11 protein-coding genes are annotated in these 16,229 nt (G+C 72.0%); 7 read left to right on the top strand and 4 right to left on the bottom strand.

Going from position 1 to position 16,229, the window contains the following annotated elements; translation table 11 throughout:
- Positions 1 to 127 precede the first annotated feature (127 nt).
- The 3 genes from FYX01_RS15290 (at position 128) to FYX01_RS15280 (ending at position 3,578) form a co-directional block, all read left to right on the top strand.
- On the top strand, positions 128 to 1,147 hold the full coding sequence (locus FYX01_RS15290; protein ID WP_150241846.1) for a D-2-hydroxyacid dehydrogenase: 1,020 nt from the start codon (positions 128 to 130) through the stop codon (positions 1,145 to 1,147).
- Positions 1,148 to 1,176: 29 nt separating this feature from the next.
- Positions 1,177 to 2,691 carry an amidase gene (locus FYX01_RS15285; RefSeq protein WP_150241844.1) on the top strand — a complete coding sequence of 505 codons (1,515 nt, stop codon included), beginning with the start codon at positions 1,177 to 1,179 and terminating at the stop codon, positions 2,689 to 2,691.
- Between the two features lie 215 nt (positions 2,692 to 2,906).
- The gene (locus FYX01_RS15280) at positions 2,907 to 3,578 is read left to right on the top strand and encodes a response regulator (protein WP_077692712.1); all 672 of its coding nucleotides are present in this window, start codon (positions 2,907 to 2,909) and stop codon (positions 3,576 to 3,578) included.
- 123 nt (positions 3,579 to 3,701) lie between these two features.
- Here the strand turns inward: FYX01_RS15280 and FYX01_RS15275 are convergent, their stop codons facing one another.
- Positions 3,702 to 5,447 carry a sensor histidine kinase gene (locus tag FYX01_RS15275; RefSeq protein WP_150241842.1) on the bottom strand — a complete coding sequence of 582 codons (1,746 nt, stop codon included), beginning with the start codon at positions 5,445 to 5,447 and terminating at the stop codon, positions 3,702 to 3,704.
- Positions 5,448 to 5,749: 302 nt separating this feature from the next.
- Between FYX01_RS15275 and FYX01_RS15270 the strand changes: the two genes are divergently transcribed.
- Both FYX01_RS15270 and FYX01_RS15265 read left to right on the top strand, forming a co-directional pair.
- A complete protein-coding gene (locus tag FYX01_RS15270) occupies positions 5,750 to 6,871 on the top strand; it encodes a hypothetical protein (RefSeq protein WP_150241839.1) in 1,122 nt (373 codons plus the stop codon).
- 341 nt (positions 6,872 to 7,212) lie between these two features.
- A complete protein-coding gene (locus FYX01_RS15265; protein ID WP_150241837.1) occupies positions 7,213 to 8,325 on the top strand; it encodes a hypothetical protein in 1,113 nt (370 codons plus the stop codon).
- 270 nt (positions 8,326 to 8,595) lie between these two features.
- On the opposite strand, the gene FYX01_RS15260 is transcribed toward FYX01_RS15265, so the two are convergent.
- The 3 genes from FYX01_RS15260 to FYX01_RS15250 all read right to left on the bottom strand — a co-directional run bounded on the left by FYX01_RS15260 (position 8,596) and on the right by FYX01_RS15250 (position 12,688).
- Positions 8,596 to 10,053: an LCP family protein gene (locus tag FYX01_RS15260; RefSeq protein WP_150241836.1), complete on the bottom strand. Its 1,458-nt coding sequence runs from the start codon at positions 10,051 to 10,053 to the stop codon at positions 8,596 to 8,598.
- Positions 10,054 to 10,500: 447 nt separating this feature from the next.
- Complete coding sequence (locus FYX01_RS15255; protein WP_150241834.1) at positions 10,501 to 11,190, bottom strand: hypothetical protein; 690 nt, start codon at positions 11,188 to 11,190, stop codon at positions 10,501 to 10,503.
- A gap of 310 nt (positions 11,191 to 11,500) precedes the next feature.
- Positions 11,501 to 12,688 carry an ROK family transcriptional regulator gene (locus tag FYX01_RS15250; protein ID WP_150241832.1) on the bottom strand — a complete coding sequence of 396 codons (1,188 nt, stop codon included), beginning with the start codon at positions 12,686 to 12,688 and terminating at the stop codon, positions 11,501 to 11,503.
- 212 nt (positions 12,689 to 12,900) lie between these two features.
- On the opposite strand from FYX01_RS15250, the gene zwf reads away from it, so the two are divergent.
- The gene (gene zwf, locus FYX01_RS15245) at positions 12,901 to 14,379 is read left to right on the top strand and encodes a glucose-6-phosphate dehydrogenase (RefSeq protein WP_150241830.1); all 1,479 of its coding nucleotides are present in this window, start codon (positions 12,901 to 12,903) and stop codon (positions 14,377 to 14,379) included.
- A complete protein-coding gene (gene edd, locus FYX01_RS15240) occupies positions 14,376 to 16,226 on the top strand; it encodes a phosphogluconate dehydratase (protein ID WP_150241828.1) in 1,851 nt (616 codons plus the stop codon). The genes zwf and edd overlap by 4 nt, the downstream gene beginning before the upstream one ends.
- Positions 16,227 to 16,229: the final 3 nt, after the last annotated feature.

Raw genomic sequence — 16,229 nt, 5'->3', positions numbered from 1 at the left:
GGAACGACCGATTTGTTGATTGTTGACAATCCTATGTCGGCTCCCTAGCGTTTCCCATGCAGGGCGATCCCCGCATTCCCGACGACCTCTCTGAACCGCCGCAGCCAACCGGAGAGTGCATACGCCCGTGAACCGTCTCACCTCACCGAACAGTCCCAGAGTCCTCGTCCTCCACGGCGGGGCCCTACCGCCCGGACACAAGCGGATAGACGATGATCCACGCCTCGGCGAGGTCGTCTACGCCACCGCCGACGAGCTACCGGCCAAGCTGCCCGGTACGCACGTGCTGCTGGTGTGGGACCTGTTCACCGAGGCACTCGCCTCCGCCTGGCCCGAGGCCGACTCCCTGGCCTGGGTGCACGCCGCCACCGCCGGGGTGGACAACCTCATGTTCCCCGGCCTGGTCGGCAGCGACGCCGCGGTCACCAACTCGCGCGGGGTCTTCGACGAGCCCATCGCCGAGTACGTGCTCGGCCAGGTCGCCGCGTTCGCCAAGGGCTTCCATCAGACCTGGGACCACCAGCGCGAACGCCGCTGGGAGCACCGGGAGACCGAGCGGGTGTCGGGTAGGCGGGCCCTCGTGGTGGGGACCGGGCCGATCGGCCGCCACATCGCCCGCAAGCTGACGGCCGTGGGCATGGACGTGCGCGCCTCCGGCAGCCACGCGCGCGAGGGGGACCCCGACTTCGGCACCGTGGTCGAGTCCAGCCTCTCCGACCGCGGCTCCGACGGCGGCCCGACCCTGCTCGGCGAGCTGCCCGAGGCCGACTACGTGGTGGTCGCGGCACCGCTCACCGACTCCACCCGCGGCCTGGTCGACCGTCGCTTCCTGGGACTGATGAAGCCCACCGCGCGGCTCGTCAACGTGGCGCGCGGGCCCATCGTGGTCCAGTCCGACCTGGTCGACGCCCTGGAGGGCGGTGTCATCGCCGGTGCCGCGCTGGACGTGTTCGAGGACGAACCGCTCAAGGCGACCTCCCCCCTGTGGTGGCTGCCCGGTTCGGTGGTCTCACCGCACATGTCCGGTGACGTCGTCGGCTGGCGCGACGACCTCATGGACCTGTTCCTCGACAACCTCGCCCGCTATCTGGACGGGCGGGAACTGCTCAACGTGGTCGACAAAAGCCGCGGCTACGTGCCCGGCTGACCCCTGATGGCGTGACATGGGAGGCTGAAGTGACGATCCGTTCCGACCGGGCCGGGACCGAGGACGCGGGAGCAGCCGTCGGCACGGCCGAGGGCGCGCTGGAGGCCGCCGCGGTTCCGCACGCGCGGTCCGGCGAGCCCGCGACACCGGCCGACCTGTCCGCGGAGCAGCTGCTCGCGGCCTACGCCGCCGGGGACCTGTCCCCCGTGGACGCCGTCGAGGCCGTCCTGGAGCGCATCGACCGGGACAACCCGGCGCTCAACGCGTTCTGCCTGGTGCGTCCGGACGAGGCCCGTGAGGCGGCCCGTGCGTCCGCCGAGCGGTGGCGCCGCGGCGAGCCCGTCGGTGTCCTGGACGGGGTGCCGACCTCGGTCAAGGACATCCACCTCACCAGGGGATGGCCCACGTTGAAGGGGTCGGTCACCAGCTCCCAGGAGGGGCCGTGGGAGGAGGACTCCCCGGTGACGGCCCGCCTGCGGGAGAGCGGCGCGGTCCTCGTCGGCAAGACCACCACGCCCGAGCTGGCGTGGAAGGGCGTCACCGACGGGCCGCTCACCGGTGTCACCCGCAACCCGTGGGACCTGTCCACCACCCCGGGCGGTTCCAGCGGCGGGTCCGCGGCGGCGGTGGCGTCCGGGATGGGTCCGCTGTCCACCGGCACCGACGGCGGCGGCTCGATCCGCATCCCGGCCAGCTTCAGCGGTGTCTGCGGGATCAAACCCACGTGGGGCCTGGTGTCGCACTACCCGGCCAGCCCGTTCGGCTCGCTGGCGCACACCGGACCGCTGGCCCGCACCGTGGGCGACATGGCGCTGATGCTGGAGGTCGTCGCCCAGCCGGACCCGCGCGACTGGGCCGCGCTGCCGCCGCCCGCGCACGGTATCGGCGACGTGCGGCTGCGCACCGACGCCGAGGAGTTGGTGCGTGGCATGCGGATCGCCTACAGCCCCACCCTGGGCGGGCTGGACGTGGACCCCGAGGTGTCCCGGGCGGTGGCCGAAGCGGTCGCCGTGTTCGAGGCGCTGGGCGCCCGGGTGGAGGAGACCGATCCCGACCTGCCCGACTCCCGGGAGGCCTTCCACGTACTGTGGTACTCCGGAGTGGCCAAGGCCACGGACAAGCTCACCGACCGGCAGCGGGACCTGCTCGACCCGGGGCTGCGGGAGATCGCCGAGGAGGGGCTGACCTACTCGGCGAAGGACTACCTGACCGCGATGGCCCTGCGGATGGAGATGGGTGCCCGGATGGGCCGCTTCCACGCCGACCACGACCTGCTGCTGACCCCGGCGGTGCCGATCACGGCGTTCGAGGCGGGGCTGGAGTCGCCGCCGGAGCTGGAGGGCGAGCGGTGGACCGCGTGGGCGGGGTTCAGCTACCCGTTCAACATGACCCAGCAGCCCGCCGCGAGCGTGCCGTGCGGATTCACCTCGGCGGGCCTGCCGGTGGGGCTCCAGGTGGTCGGGCCCCGTCACACCGACGCCCGGGTGCTGGCGGCCTGCCGCGCCTTCGAGATCGCCCGACCCTGGGCTGACCGGAGGCCGTGACACCGGATTTGTACTGTGGCCCCAGATACGGGTGATGATGTTCGTACCTGGGGTGATCAGGTTCTTTGCCCCCGGGCGAAGGTGAATTATCCCTTTACGGGACCTTCGTCCGGGCAGTTCGGTGCCTAACGACCCACGCGTTGCCCTTCGCACGTATTACCGTTTTCCTCGGAGCGGTGTCTGGATCGCGGTGACACAGGGATGAGGATGGGCCGATGACGGGCGGTGGAGCCAAGGGCGCTCGCAAGCAGATCAGGGTGTTCCTGGTGGACGACCATGAGGTGGTCCGCCGTGGTGTGGCCGCTCTGCTGGAGACCGAGGACGACATGACCGTCGTCGGTGAGGCCGGGACGGCCGAGCAGGCGCTGGCGCGGATCCCGGTGGTACTGCCCGACGTCGCGGTCCTCGACGTGCGGCTGCCCGGCGGATCGGGCGTGCAGGTGTGCCGGGAGATCCGCTCGGACCACCCCGAGATCGCCTGTCTGATGCTGACGTCGTTCGCCGACGACGACGCCCTGTACGACGCCGTCATGGCCGGCGCGGCCGGGTACGTGCTCAAGCAGATCCACGGCGCCGACCTCGTGGGCGCGGTGCGCACCGTGGCCTCCGGCGGCTCGCTGCTGGACTCGGGCAGCACCGGCGCGATGCTGGAGCGGCTGCGCGGAGCCCAGGCCGAGCCGGACCCGCTGGCCGAGCTGACTCCGCAGGAACGGCAGATCCTCGACCTCATCGGCGAGGGGATGACCAACCGGCAGATCGGCGAGCGCCTGTACCTGGCGGAGAAGACCGTGAAGAACTACGTGTCCGCCCTGCTGTCCAAGCTGGACCTCAAGCGCCGCACGCAGGCCGCCGTGCTCGTCGCCGAGCTGCGCGGCCGTCGCTACTGAGGGCGGCATGGCCCTGGGAACCGTCGACCAGCGGGTGGTCAACGCCGCCGCTGCCGCCTCCTCCGCCCGCTTCCGGGTCCCCGTCCTCGGCGGTTGAACCGGTGGACCGGGCTCCGCGGCGGCTCAGAAGCTGCTCGGAGGCGGCACGGCGCCGTCGGGGACGGGCACCCGCCACACCAGCACCGTGCCCCCTCCCTCGTTCCTGCTCGCGGTGAACCCGCCGCCCAGTGCCCGGGCCCGCTGCTCCAGGTTGCGCAGTCCGCTGCGCCGCCCCTCCTCGGGCAGGCCCACGCCGTTGTCGGTCACCGTCAGCGTGAGGACCGTGGAGTGGCCCGTGGTCGTGGTCTCCTCCACCACCACCGACACGTGTACCTCCGTGGCACGCGCGTGCCGGGCCACGTTGGTCAGTCCCTCGCCGAGCACCGCGAGCAGCTGTTCGCCGATGTCGTCGGGCACGGAGGCGTCGATCGGCCCGTCCAGGCTCACCCCCGGATGGCAGCCCAGGCTGTGCGCGGTGTTCTCGGCCAGCCTCAGGATGCGCTCGCGCAGCGACGTGTCCATGTGACTCGGCGGGTTCTGGAGGTCGAAGATCGTCGAGCGGATCTCCCGGATGGTGCCGTCCAGTTCGTCGATGGTCCGCTGCACCCGCTCCTCGGCCTCGGGAGAGGTGATCAGCCGCATGGTGCTCATCAGCGTCATCGCCGACGCGAACAGCCGCTGGATCACCACGTCGTGCAGGTCCTTGGCGATCCGGTCGCGCTCCTCCAGCACCACCAGGCGCTCGGTGTCGCGCCGCGCCTCGGCCAGTTCGAGGGCCACCGCGGCCTGCACCGAGAATCCGTGCAGCATGCGGCGTATCGCCGCGGTGAACGGTACCCGGTCGGACAGTTTGCCCAGCAGCAGCACCCCGCGCGTGTTCCCCGGTGTGCCCAGGGGCACCACCAGGCCGGGGCCGTAGCCGCGGTGGGTGAGCATCGGGCAGTTCGCCCGGCCCAGGTCGGGGATCCCCGTGGCCTCGCCCGTCTCGTACACCCATCCGCAGACGGAGTCGTGGATCTCGACCGGCGTCCCCAGGATCTCCTGCGCTATGGGACCGTCCGCGATCTCCGCGAACAGGTGCCCCCGGGCACGGGAGTCGGGCAGCATGACCACGGCCGTGTCCGCGTCGCCGATCTCCCGGGCCTGTGCCGCCATGTGGGCGAGCACCTCGGTGGTGTCGGCGCCCGACAGCAGGCGGGTGGTGATCTCGGTGGACGCCGCCAGCCACCGCTCGCGCAGCCGCGCCTCCTCGTACAGGCGCGCGTTCTCGATCGCCATACCGGCCGCGGTGGCCAGTGCGGTGACCATCGCCTCGTCCTCCTCGTCGAACTCCCCTCCGTTGGCCTTCTCGGTGAGGTAGAGGTTGCCGAACACCTCGTCCCGGACCTGGATGGGAACGCCGAGAAAGCCGCCCATGTGCGGGTGCCCGTCGGGGAACCCCTCGAAGTCGGGGTGCTCGCGCAGGTCGGTCAGGCGCAGCGGGGCCCGCTCGTGCAGCGGCACCCCCAGCACGCCCCTGCCGTGGGGGAACCGGTGGATCTTCGCGGCCTGTTCCTCGCTGATCCCCACGGGGATGAACTCGCTGAACCCGCCGTCCTCGTCCACCACGCCGAGGCCCGCGTACCGCGCACCGGCCAACTGCGCGGCCACCTCGGTCAGCCTGCGCAGCACGGTCGCCAGGTCCAGGTCGCCGCCGATGGTCAGGACCGCCTGGAGCAGCGAGTGGACACGGCCGTGCGCGGACAGGCGCGAGTCCAGTGAGTGCACCTCGGTTAGCAGGTCGTCCAGGCCCTTGGGGGACAGTGAATGGCTCTGGGGAATCTCGGTCATGTGTGGGTCAACCTCCGCAGAGCCGGTCGGACGGTCTGGCAATGCGCGCTTTTCCTGGGGCGTAATGGTCGAATTGTCGTTGGTTTTTCTCCGGTTTGCCACATCTGCTGTTCAGGGGCCGGTTCCGGAGGGGCAGGAATTCCTGGGGATTGAGGGTTCCGGTCGTCTAATTCATGCTAACGTCGCGTCCAGCGAGCGCACGAAGGTCACCCGACCTCGCGTTCCGCGGCCCGGCACGCACTGTCCACGGCACCGTGACCGGCCCCCGTGTCAGCCCGCGTCCCATGGCGGAAGGAACCCCGGTGTCTGGAGTCCACGGTCTCACGAACGCCTCCGGCGTTCGTTCCGCCGTGCTCCCGGCGTCGGCCCGACGAGCGCTGTTGCTCGCCGCCCTGGTCTTCGGGGTCCTGGCCGGCGCCTGGCTGGCCACCTCCGACTCCGTGCTGGCGCAGGAGAACCCGGCGCCCAGCGCACCGGCCCACGGGGCCGGGAACCCGGCGCACCAGGCCGGACCCGTCGTCGGCGAGAAGGCTCCCGCGGGGCAGACGCCCCCGGAGCAGGCCAACGACGCGGCCCGTCCGAACGCGGGCCGGTCGGGCACAGCTCAGTCGGGTACGGGCCAGGCGGGCGCGGCTCAGTCGGGTACGAGCCAGGCGGGTACGGCTCAGTCGGGTACGAGCCAGGCGGGTACGGGTCGGCCGAACGCCGCCCAGACCACCGCGGCCGACGCAGGCCGGGCTCCCAACGGCCGGGCTGGTTCCGTGCGCACGGACGCTTCCGCTCGCACGGACACGGAGCGCCACGTCCCGGCGGCCCCCGCCAGGCTTGACAAGCCTCTGGACGGGGCGGTCGCCGCCGCGGGGAGGAAGACCACCCGCATGGTGTTCGACACCCCCGCCGCCGTCCCCCCTGCCATCGGGGCCAGGGGTACCAGGGGTAACGGCGTCGCGCAGCAGGTGCGCGACACCGTCCACGGGACGCCCGCCTTCGTGGAGGACCGCCTCGCCACGGACGCCGTGTCCGACACGGCACCGGCAGCCGAGGAGCCGTCCGCCGAGGGCACCGGCCCGGACGGGGACGCACGGCCTCGGGAGGGCGGCGCCGTCCTGACCGGTCCGGTCCACGGTGCTGACGGCACGGTCGCCACCGCACTCCACAGCACCTCGGACACCGCGGCGCGGTACTCCACCGGCAGAACCGCCGAGAGCGCTCCCGTGCCCCTCATGGACGAGGCCGTCGCCTCCTCGGCACCGAACACCACCGCCACCGGCTCCGCGCCGAGTGGCGCGACCGGCGGCGTCGCGGGCTATCTGCCCGCCACCGGCGCTCCCGCTCCGCTCCCCGGCCATCTCCAGGCCGCCTGGCACGTCCTGCGCTCGGTTCCCGCCGAGTCCGCCGACGAGCCGACCTTCTCGCCCGACTAGCGGGCCCTCCCCGGCCGGTCGCTCCGCGACCTGTCTTCTGGCACGCCCTTCCCAGCCCCGGGACGCTCACGGACGACCACGGTGAGCCATGAACCCGGATGCCTCTGGTGATTGACGTGAGCCGCGCACCCGACCGCGGGGTTCACGTCAGTCAGTGGACAGCCAGACCCACGACTGATGACCGGCCGAGCTCCGTCGCTCCCTCCAGGTGCGACAGGCTCCCCCACCGGAAAGCTCGAACCAGACGGACCCTCCTCCCGGCCGGGGGAGCGGATCCGTCGGGCGGCGGACGACCCGGTCCGCCCACGACAGCCACATACGACACTCCGGAAGGACCACACATGTTCAACACCGCCCGCACCTCCGCAAGGACCATGCTGGTGGCCGCCGGCACCGCGGGTTTCGTCGCCCTGGGAGCCGGGATCTCGGGAGCGGACACCCTCGGCGGCGTCACGGACGGGCTGCCCCTGAACGACCTGGGCGGCCAGGTCCCGGCGTCGCTGACGGAAGGTGTCTCCACGCCCCTGGGCGAGCTGGTCAGGGTCGAGCCCGGCCAGCTCTCCGCCCAGCCCGACGTGCGCCGCCAGTCCGCGCCCGGGCAGCCCTTCGGCGGAGTCGTCGGGGACACCGTCTCCACCGACGCCCCGATCGGGACCGGCGAGGACAACGCCGCCGACGTCGGTCCGCTGGACCTGAACACCGCGGCCGACGGCCTGCCGCTGGCCCAGAGCGCAGACCGGGCTCCGTCGGACCCGCTGTCGGGTCTGCTGGGTGGTACGGACGTGCTGAGCGGTTTGGGTCTGGGCGGTGGCACGCTGCCGCTGTCGCACGCTGCTCCGCCCTCCGCGAGCCCGGTGTCGTCGGACCCGCTGTCGGGTCTGCTGGGTGGTACGGACGTGCTGAGCGGTTTGGGTCTGGGCGGTGGCACGCTGCCGCTGAGCCACACCGAGTCGCCCGTGCCCCTGTCCGACTCCACGGAGGAGGTCGACGCCGCCGTCGACCAGCTGGGCTCGGCGGTCGAGCGGGGCACCCACGAGGTCGGCGGCGACCTGAACGGCCTCGACGCCACCCTGCCCACCCCCGGTGAGCCGCTGCCCCTGTCCGCTGCCATGGACGGCCCGGTCGCTCCCGTCAACGGAGAGAACACCGACCTGACCGGCGGCGCCGGTGACATCGTCTCCGAGCTGGTGCTGTCCGACGACGTGGTGCCCATGTCCGCCGGGAGCAGCGCCCTGCCCCAGCTCATCGGCGACGCTCCGGTCGGACCGCTGCCGGTGCCCGAGGTCGCCGACGCCACCGGACTGGTCGCCGACACCGCGCGCACGACGCAGCTGGCGCCCGGCGGCGACTCGCTGGGCAACGACCTGGTCGGCGTGGAGGGCATGCCCGAGCTGGGCCGGCCCGACGTCGACACCGGTGCGCTGGACGACACGCTGTCCGGCGGCCTCGTCTGACCTTCCTGGAACGTGCGCCCGCCGTGATCGGCGGGCGCACCGGCCTCGGGCGGTGAGCGGGACCATCCACCGCTGACTGGGGCGCCGAACGGAACTGTGGGGGTTCCAGGCGCGTACCGGCGGAGGAGTCGAGTTCCCGCCGCCCGAGGCGCACCGCGGCTCCGGACCTGGGGGGATCCGGAGCCGCGGTCTCGTCGTGTCCGGAGCCTGGGAGCTCCGGGCGTATCCGGTGCCGGCCCGCCGGCGCTCCGAAGAACGCCCGCTCGGCACCTACTCGGTCTCCTCCCCCGTGCCGAAGCCCAGGCCGTCGGCACACGGGTCGGACGTGGCGTCGCGTCCCTGGCCCGGACGGGCGGACTCCGGGACATCCGGCGGGGACGCGTTCGCGGAGGAGATGTCCACCGGTGAGGGCGAGGTGCCGGGCGGGTCCTGCGGCGCCGCCGCGTCGTCGGCCGTCAGCGCGCTCACGGGTCGGTCCTCGCGCACGGCGGTGAACAGCGCCGCGGCCTCCTCCTCGTACCACATGACCCGGTTGGGGTCGAAGGGTGCCTGGTACCAGGGAACGGTGTGGAAATCGATGTCGGTCAGGTCCACACCCGAGAGGGTCACGGCGAGCGAGAGCATCCTGTCGAGCGTGAGCGCCTGGTCGGTGGCGCTGTTGCGGGCCACAGCCTGGAGGATGCCGTTCAGCTTGGCCGGGCTGCTCAGTACGTCGTTGCTGGTCACCTGGTCGGCGAGGGCGGCCAGGAACATCTGCTGGCGGTCGATGCGGCCGATGTCGCTGCCGTTGCCGATCTCGTAGCGCGCCCGGACGAACGACAGCGCCTCGTCCCCGTTGAGTATCTGCTGTCCCGCTTCGAGGTCGAGGTCGGAACGGCTGTCCTGCATCGGCTCGGGGATGCAGATGTCCACGCCGCCGATGGCGTTCACCACGTCGCGGAAGCTCATGAAGCTCAGGTGCACGAAGTGGTCGATCCGGATGCCGGTGAGCGACTCGATGGTGCGGACCACGCAGGGCGGGCCGCCGTGGTACATCGCCGCGTTGATCATGCCGAAGTAGGCCTGCGTGCCCTCGGTCTCGCCGTAGGGGGCGCACTGGGGCAGGTCCACCAGGGAGTCCCGGGGGAAACTGATCACCGAGACCCGTTTCTCGGGCGAGATGTGCGCCAGCATGATCGCGTCCGAGCGCTCGCCCTCGAACTCCTGCGTGTAGGCGGTGCTCCCCTCCTCGTAGCCGTCGGTGCCCATGAAGAGGACGTTGACCGCGTCGTTGATCCGCTCGGGGCGGTCCTCCTCCTGGAGGGCCGAGTCGATGTCGTGCTGGACCATGCCCGAGCGCAGCGAGTGGTAGTAGCCGTAGGCGGTGGCGGCTCCGGCGGCCAGGACGAGTACCAGGCCCACGGCGGTCCACATCAGGATCCGGCGCACGCGGCGCCGTTTTCCGCGGACCGGGGGAACGGAGGCAGCGGCCTTGCCGTCCTCGCCCTCGTCCTCGTTCCCGTCACCGGAGTCCTCGGGAGGCTCGGCGTCCCGTGAGCCGTCCCCGTCCCCGTTCTCGTCCCCGTTCTCGGGGGACCCCGGGACCGTCCCACCGGGGTCGTCCCGGTCATTCGGGCGGGTGGCCCCGGCCCGGTCGGAACCGGTGTCCTCGGGACCAGAGCCGTTCTCGGGCGTCTCGTCTGGTGTGTGATCCGCGCCTGAGTCGGCGGAGTTCTCGTCAGCGGGCATCGTGCAATCTCGGTGAGTTCGGACAGCGGGGCGTGCCAACGGTCGGACACCGGTCTGGAGGCTCACGCGTCCAAGGGAATGCGGAGATCGCGCGGGGCAGCGGAGACGGGTGATTGCCGAGTCCGGGGCCTCCTGGGGGACTGGGGACGGCCCACGGGGCACCGGCAGCACCAGGAAACGGCTGCTGCCAACGACACGGGAAAACCGCGCGTGGCAGAGATCCTAGGCGAAGTTCTTCGCCACCGCGCGCCCGGGTCGTCCTTGAGCGGGATACCTGACCACAATTGCGCCGCACAATTCCTCAGCCCCGTGGTTGTCCTGTGGAGCCTGTGCGCCTGACTTTCCCCTCAGGGGCCGTGGGAAAACCTCCTGGACAGGGCGTCGGCGCGGTGCCGGAACCCGCGGCCCGGTTCTGCGCGCGAAGACCCGGTGTTCTCCGGGTCGGGGTCAGTCGTCCCAGAAGGCGCTTTCCTTCTGGGGCTCCTCCTCCGCGGTGGCGGTGGCGGAGCGTCCGCCCTTGGCCGCGGGCTTCGCGGCGGGTTTGGCGGCGGGTTTGGCGGCGGGCTTGGTGTTCTTGCGGGCGGGAGAGGCGGGCTTGGCGCCCTCGGTGTGCCGGGGGCGCGCCGTGACCGCGCTCTTGGTGATGGGCTCGCTGACGGGGCGTGGAGTCTCGCCGGAGTGGATGCTCAGCGCCTCCTCCTCCACGGACAGCATCTTGCGGACCGGGGCGGGTACCTCGGGCAGCCGCTCGGAGCGCAGGTGTGCGCCGAGCACCTCCAGCGCGTGGTCGCACAGCAGTTGGCGGGCGCGCTCGGACTTGACTCCGCTGAGTTCCTCGACCTCGGGCAGCGTCCGCTCGCGCAGCATGCGGATGACGTCGCGCAGCCGGTCGCGGGTCTTGCGGTCGGTCATCGACATGACCGTCAGTTCCGCCTCGGCGAGGAAGCTCTCCTGCTGGTCGGACGTGTCACGCTCGGCGATGAAGGCGCTGGTGAGGTTCCGCGCGGAGGCGCGGGACGCGGTGCGGGTGTCGCCGCGTCTGACGAGGCGTGCCTGGAAGCCGGTCACGACGACACTGGTGACCAGGCTGATTCCGGCACCCAACAGGATCAGGACGAGTGGGTTCTCTAGGAGCACGGCAGGGACCTTTCCGGGCGGGGGCCCGCACGGGCGCGGTCACGGGGTGACGGAGGTGTGCGGCGGGGCGGGAACGGTGCTGGGTGACTATTCGCCACATCGAGGGCGGTTGTCAAGTGCGGGCAGGGGGCGTGCGTTCGCCGCTGACGGCGTCGTCGCAGGTCAGCCTCGATGGCGGGCGGCTGGTTCGGCGCGCGGGGGCAGGGCGGGCATCGGGAGGGCCAAGGTCTCCCCCTGAGGGTTCCCGATCAGACGGAGAGGTAACTTCTCCCGTCCGGAACCTGTGGTCAGGAGCGCCGCCGGGTTCCCCTCACCCGGCCAGGAGCTTGTTCACCGCCTCCGGTGACAGGATCTCCTCGGTCACCATGGCGGCGCAGCCGCGTACGCCCGCATCGTCCCACAGGGAGCTGGCCACCACGCGCAGCTGCCGGGTGGCGAGGGCGGTGCACTGTTGGAACACCACCTCGCGCACGCCCGCGACCAGGTGGTCGTAGGCCTCCGACACGTCGCCGCCCAGAACGATCACCTCGGGGTTGAGCAGGTTCACCGCGCCGGCGAGCGCCTCGCCGAGCCGCCGCCCGGCGGACCGGACCAGGGTCACCGCGACCGGGTCGCCCTCGGCGGCCAGCGCGACCAGGTCCTTGAGGGTGGCCGCCTCGCGCCCCTGCTCGGCGGCGCTGTCCAGGAGCCGCCGCCCGCCCGCGACGGCCTCCAGGCAGTCGGTGTTGCCGCAACGGCAGGGGAGTCCGCCGCCGTCGCGTACCGGGATGTGCCCGATCTCCCCGGCGGCGCCCAGCGAGCCGCGCAGCAGCCGTCCGCCGGACAGCAGTCCGGCGCCGATTCCGGTGGAGACCTTCACGAACACCATGTCGTCGGGATGTCCGTGCCCGCCCGCGATGTGCTCGCCGAGCGCCATCACGTTCACGTCGTTGTCGACCGTCACCGGTACCGGGAAGCGCTCGGCGACCAGCGGGGCCAGGGCCACCCCCGCCCACTTGCCCAGGAACGGGCGGTCGTCGGCGCGGCCCGCGTGGAACTCGACGGTCCCGGGCAGGCCGATGCCCACACCGCGCACGTCACCGGGGTCACGGCCAAGCGAGGCGATCTGGTCGGACCAGGTGTCCAGCAGCCAGGGGAGGGTGGCGTCGGGGCCCTGCTCCATGTCGGGTGAGCCCGGCGTGCGGGCCAGGACGTCGCCGTTGAGGTCGCACACCGCGGCCTGGCTGCGGACCATGCCGAGTGCGCTGGTGAGGATGAGGCCGCTGTCGGCGTTGAACTCCAGCAGGGTGGGCGGTCGGCCGCCGCTGGAGGCCGCTCCCGAGCTCTCGGTGACGAGCCCGCTGTTGATCAGCTCGGTCACACGCAGGGCCACGGAGGGGCGGGACAGGCCCGTGACCCGGCCGATCTCGGAGCGGCTGGTCGCGGTGCCCGAACGTATGAGCTCCAGGATGTGGCCGCTGGTGGCAGCGGAGGACAGGCGTCCCGGGGTTCTGGCCATATGTCATTCAACCATGAGGTTACGTCGCGAAGACTGAGAGGTTATGTAAAGAATTGTTCTCAAGTGTGCTTGGTTTTTTACCATAGTCAGGCTTAGAGTCAGAAGCGGAGAGCGGATCCGGCCGGTCCGCGCCGCTCTCCCACACCCCTCGCCGCGTCACACTCCGCCCCCCGGCCCCCATCCCCTTCCCTCTCCGCTGGAGTAGACCGAAGATGCCGCAGCAGTCCGCGCCCCACCCCACCGACCTGGTGGTTTTCGGGGGCACCGGCGACCTGTCCATGCGCAAACTCCTTCCCTCCCTCTACCTGCTGGACCGCGACGGGCACCTGGACGGGGGGACCCGCGTCGTCGCCGTCTCGCGCGACGGCCTCGCCGACGCCGACTTCAGGGACAAGGCCGCCGCCGCGGTCCGCGGTCACCACGCCGTCCAGATCGCCGAGTCCGACGTGCTCCACCGCTTCCTGGACCGCCTCCACCACGTCACCGTGGACGTGGGCGGCGACCCCTCCGGCTGGGACGCCCTCACCACCCTCCTGGAGCCCGGCCGCGACCGCGTCTTCTACCTCGCCGTCCCGCCGATGATCTCCGGTCCCATCTGCCGCGGCCTGGCCGACGCCGGACTGGTCACCCCCGAGTCGCGCGTGGTCATGGAGAAGCCCCTGGGCCGCGACCTGACCTCGTCCCAGGCCGTCAACGACGAGGTGGGCGCGGTCTTCGACGAGTCGCGGATCTACCGGATCGACCACTACCTGGGCAAGGAGACCGTGCAGAACCTGCTCGTACTGCGGTTCGCCAACGTCTTCCTCGAACCCCTGTGGAACTCCCGCTGGATCGACCACGTCCAGATCACCGCGGCCGAGACCGTCGGAGTGGGCGGGCGGCGCGGCTACTACGACACCTCCGGCGCCATGCGCGACATGGTCCAGAACCACCTGCTCCAGTTGCTCTGCCTGACCGCCATGGAGCCACCGGCCAGCTACGACCGCGACTCCGTACGTGACGAGAAGCTCAAGGTCCTGCAGTCCCTGCGCCCCCTGACCGGTGACCGCGTCGCCGAGGACACCGTGCGAGGCCAGTACGGGCGAGGCGCCGTCCATGGCACCGAGGTGCTCGGCTACCTCGACGAACCCGGCGGACCCGCCAGCAGCGACACCGAGACCTTCGTGGCCCTGCGCGCCGAGGTCGCCAACTGGCGCTGGGCGGGTGTGCCCTTCTACCTGCGCACCGGCAAGCGCATGCCGCACTCCCGCTCGGAGATCGTGGTCCGCTTCCGGGAGGTGCCGCACACGATCTTCCCCGGCACCAACATGCCCGGGCCGGGCAGCCTCGTCATCAGGCTCCAGCCGGACGAGGGCATACACCTGACCATGCTGGCCAAGACGCCCGGCGCCGGAGCGCTGCGACTACGGCCGGTCCCCCTGGAGCTCAGCTTCGCCGACACCTTCGCCGACCGCGCGCCCGAGGCCTACGAGCGGCTGTTGACGGACGTCCTGGCGGGGGACCCCACCCTCTTCATGCGCCGCGACGAGGTCGAGGCGGCCTGGCGCTGGGTGGACCCCGTCATCGAGGCGTGGAACGGCCTGAGCACCACCCCCGAGACCTATCCAGCCGGAAGCGCCGGCCCCGCGGGCGCGCACCGGCTCATCGGCCGTACCGGCCGGACGTGGCACGAAGAGGAGCGACCCCGATGACCGCGCACACCCCCGACAACGCCGACGACACCGGGCACGGACCCGCCGTCCACCCCGTCGTCGCCGACGTCACCCGGCGCATCGCCGAGCGCAGCGCCGAGACCCGGTCCGCCTACCTGGCACGGATCGACGCGGCGACGGCCCAGGGCCCCACCCGCACGTCCCTGGGCTGCGCGAACCTCGCCCACGGGTTCGCGGCCTGCGGCGTCTCCGACAAGCTCAAGCTGTCCGGCGACGTCACGCCCAACCTGGCGATCGTCTCCGCCTACAACGACATGCTCTCCGCGCACCAGCCGCTGGAGTCCTACCCGGCCCTGATCAAGGCCGCCGTGGCCGAGGCGGGCGGCGTCGCCCAGTTCGCGGGCGGTGTGCCCGCCATGTGCGACGGCATCACCCAGGGCCGCGCGGGCATGGAGCTGTCCCTGTTCAGCCGGGACGTCATCGCGATGGCCACCGCCGTGGCCCTGTCCCACGACATGTTCGACGGCGCCCTGATGCTCGGCGTGTGCGACAAGATCGTGCCCGGCCTGCTCATCGGCGCCCTGTCCTTCGGTCACCTGCCGGTGGCGTTCGTGCCCGCCGGGCCCATGCCCTCGGGCCTGCCCAACAAGGACAAGTCCCGCGTGCGACAGCAGTACGCCGAGGGCAAGGTGGAACGCCGCGAGCTGCTCCAGGCCGAGTCGGCCGCCTACCACTCGCCCGGCACCTGCACCTTCTACGGCACCGCCAACTCCAACCAGATGCTCATGGAGGTCATGGGCCTGCACCTGGCCGGAGCCAGCTTCGAGCAGCCGGGAACCCCGCTGCGCGAGGCCCTGACCGCCGAGGCCGGACGCAGCGTGCTCACCCGCACCGCCCTGGGGGAGGACCACAACCCCGTCGGCCGCCAGATCGACGAGCGCGCCATCGTCAATGCCGTGGTCGCCCTGCTGGCCACCGGCGGGTCCAGCAACCACACGCTGCACCTGGTGGCCATCGCGCGCGCCGCCGGCATCGAGCTGACCTGGGACGACTTCGCCGACCTGTCCGAGGTGGTGCCGCTGCTCACCCGGATGTACCCCAACGGCGCCGCCGACGTGAACCAGTTCCACGAGGCGGGCGGCATGGCCTACCTCATCGGCTCCCTGCTGGACGCCGGCCTCCTGCACGAGGACGTGCACACCCTGATGGGCGGGGGGCTGGGCCGCTACCGGCAGACCCCGAGCCTGAACGGGGACGAACTGACCTGGGGCGAGGGCCCCAAGGAGAGCGGCGACACCACGGTGCTGCGCGGGACGGAGGACCCCTTCGCCACGGACGGCGGCCTGCGCATGCTCTCGGGCAACCTGGGCCGCGCCGTCATCAAGGTGTCGGCGGTCGCGCCCGAGCGCCACGTGGTGGAGGCACCCGCGCGCGTCTTCGGGGACCAGTCCGAACTCCAGGACGCCTTCGCCGCCGGTGAGCTGACCGGCGACTTCGTCGCGGTGGTCCGCTTCCAGGGGCCGCGCGCCAACGGCATGCCCGAACTGCACAAGCTCACTCCGCCGCTGGCGGTGCTCCAGGACCGCGGCCAGCGGGTGGCCCTGGTGACCGACGGGCGCATGTCCGGAGCCTCGGGCAAGGTGCCCGCCGCCATCCACGTGTCTCCCGAGGCCGAGGCGGGCGGCGCGCTGGCCTACGTGCGCGACGGCGACCCCATCCGCCTGGACGCCGCCACGGGCACGCTGGAGGTGCTGGCGGACCTGACCGGCCGCGAGCCCGCGCGTCCCAGCGCGGACTCCTCCAGCGGAACCGGCCGCGAGCTCTTCGCCGCCCTGCGCGGCGCGGTCGGACCCGCCGAGACGGGCGCCGGGATCTTCGCGCCCTGACCC

The sequence above is a fragment of the Nocardiopsis quinghaiensis genome (assembly GCF_008638365.1).
Lineage (GTDB): Bacteria > Actinomycetota > Actinomycetes > Streptosporangiales > Streptosporangiaceae > Nocardiopsis > Nocardiopsis quinghaiensis.
This window is presented reverse-complemented; position numbering and strand designations above follow the sequence as displayed.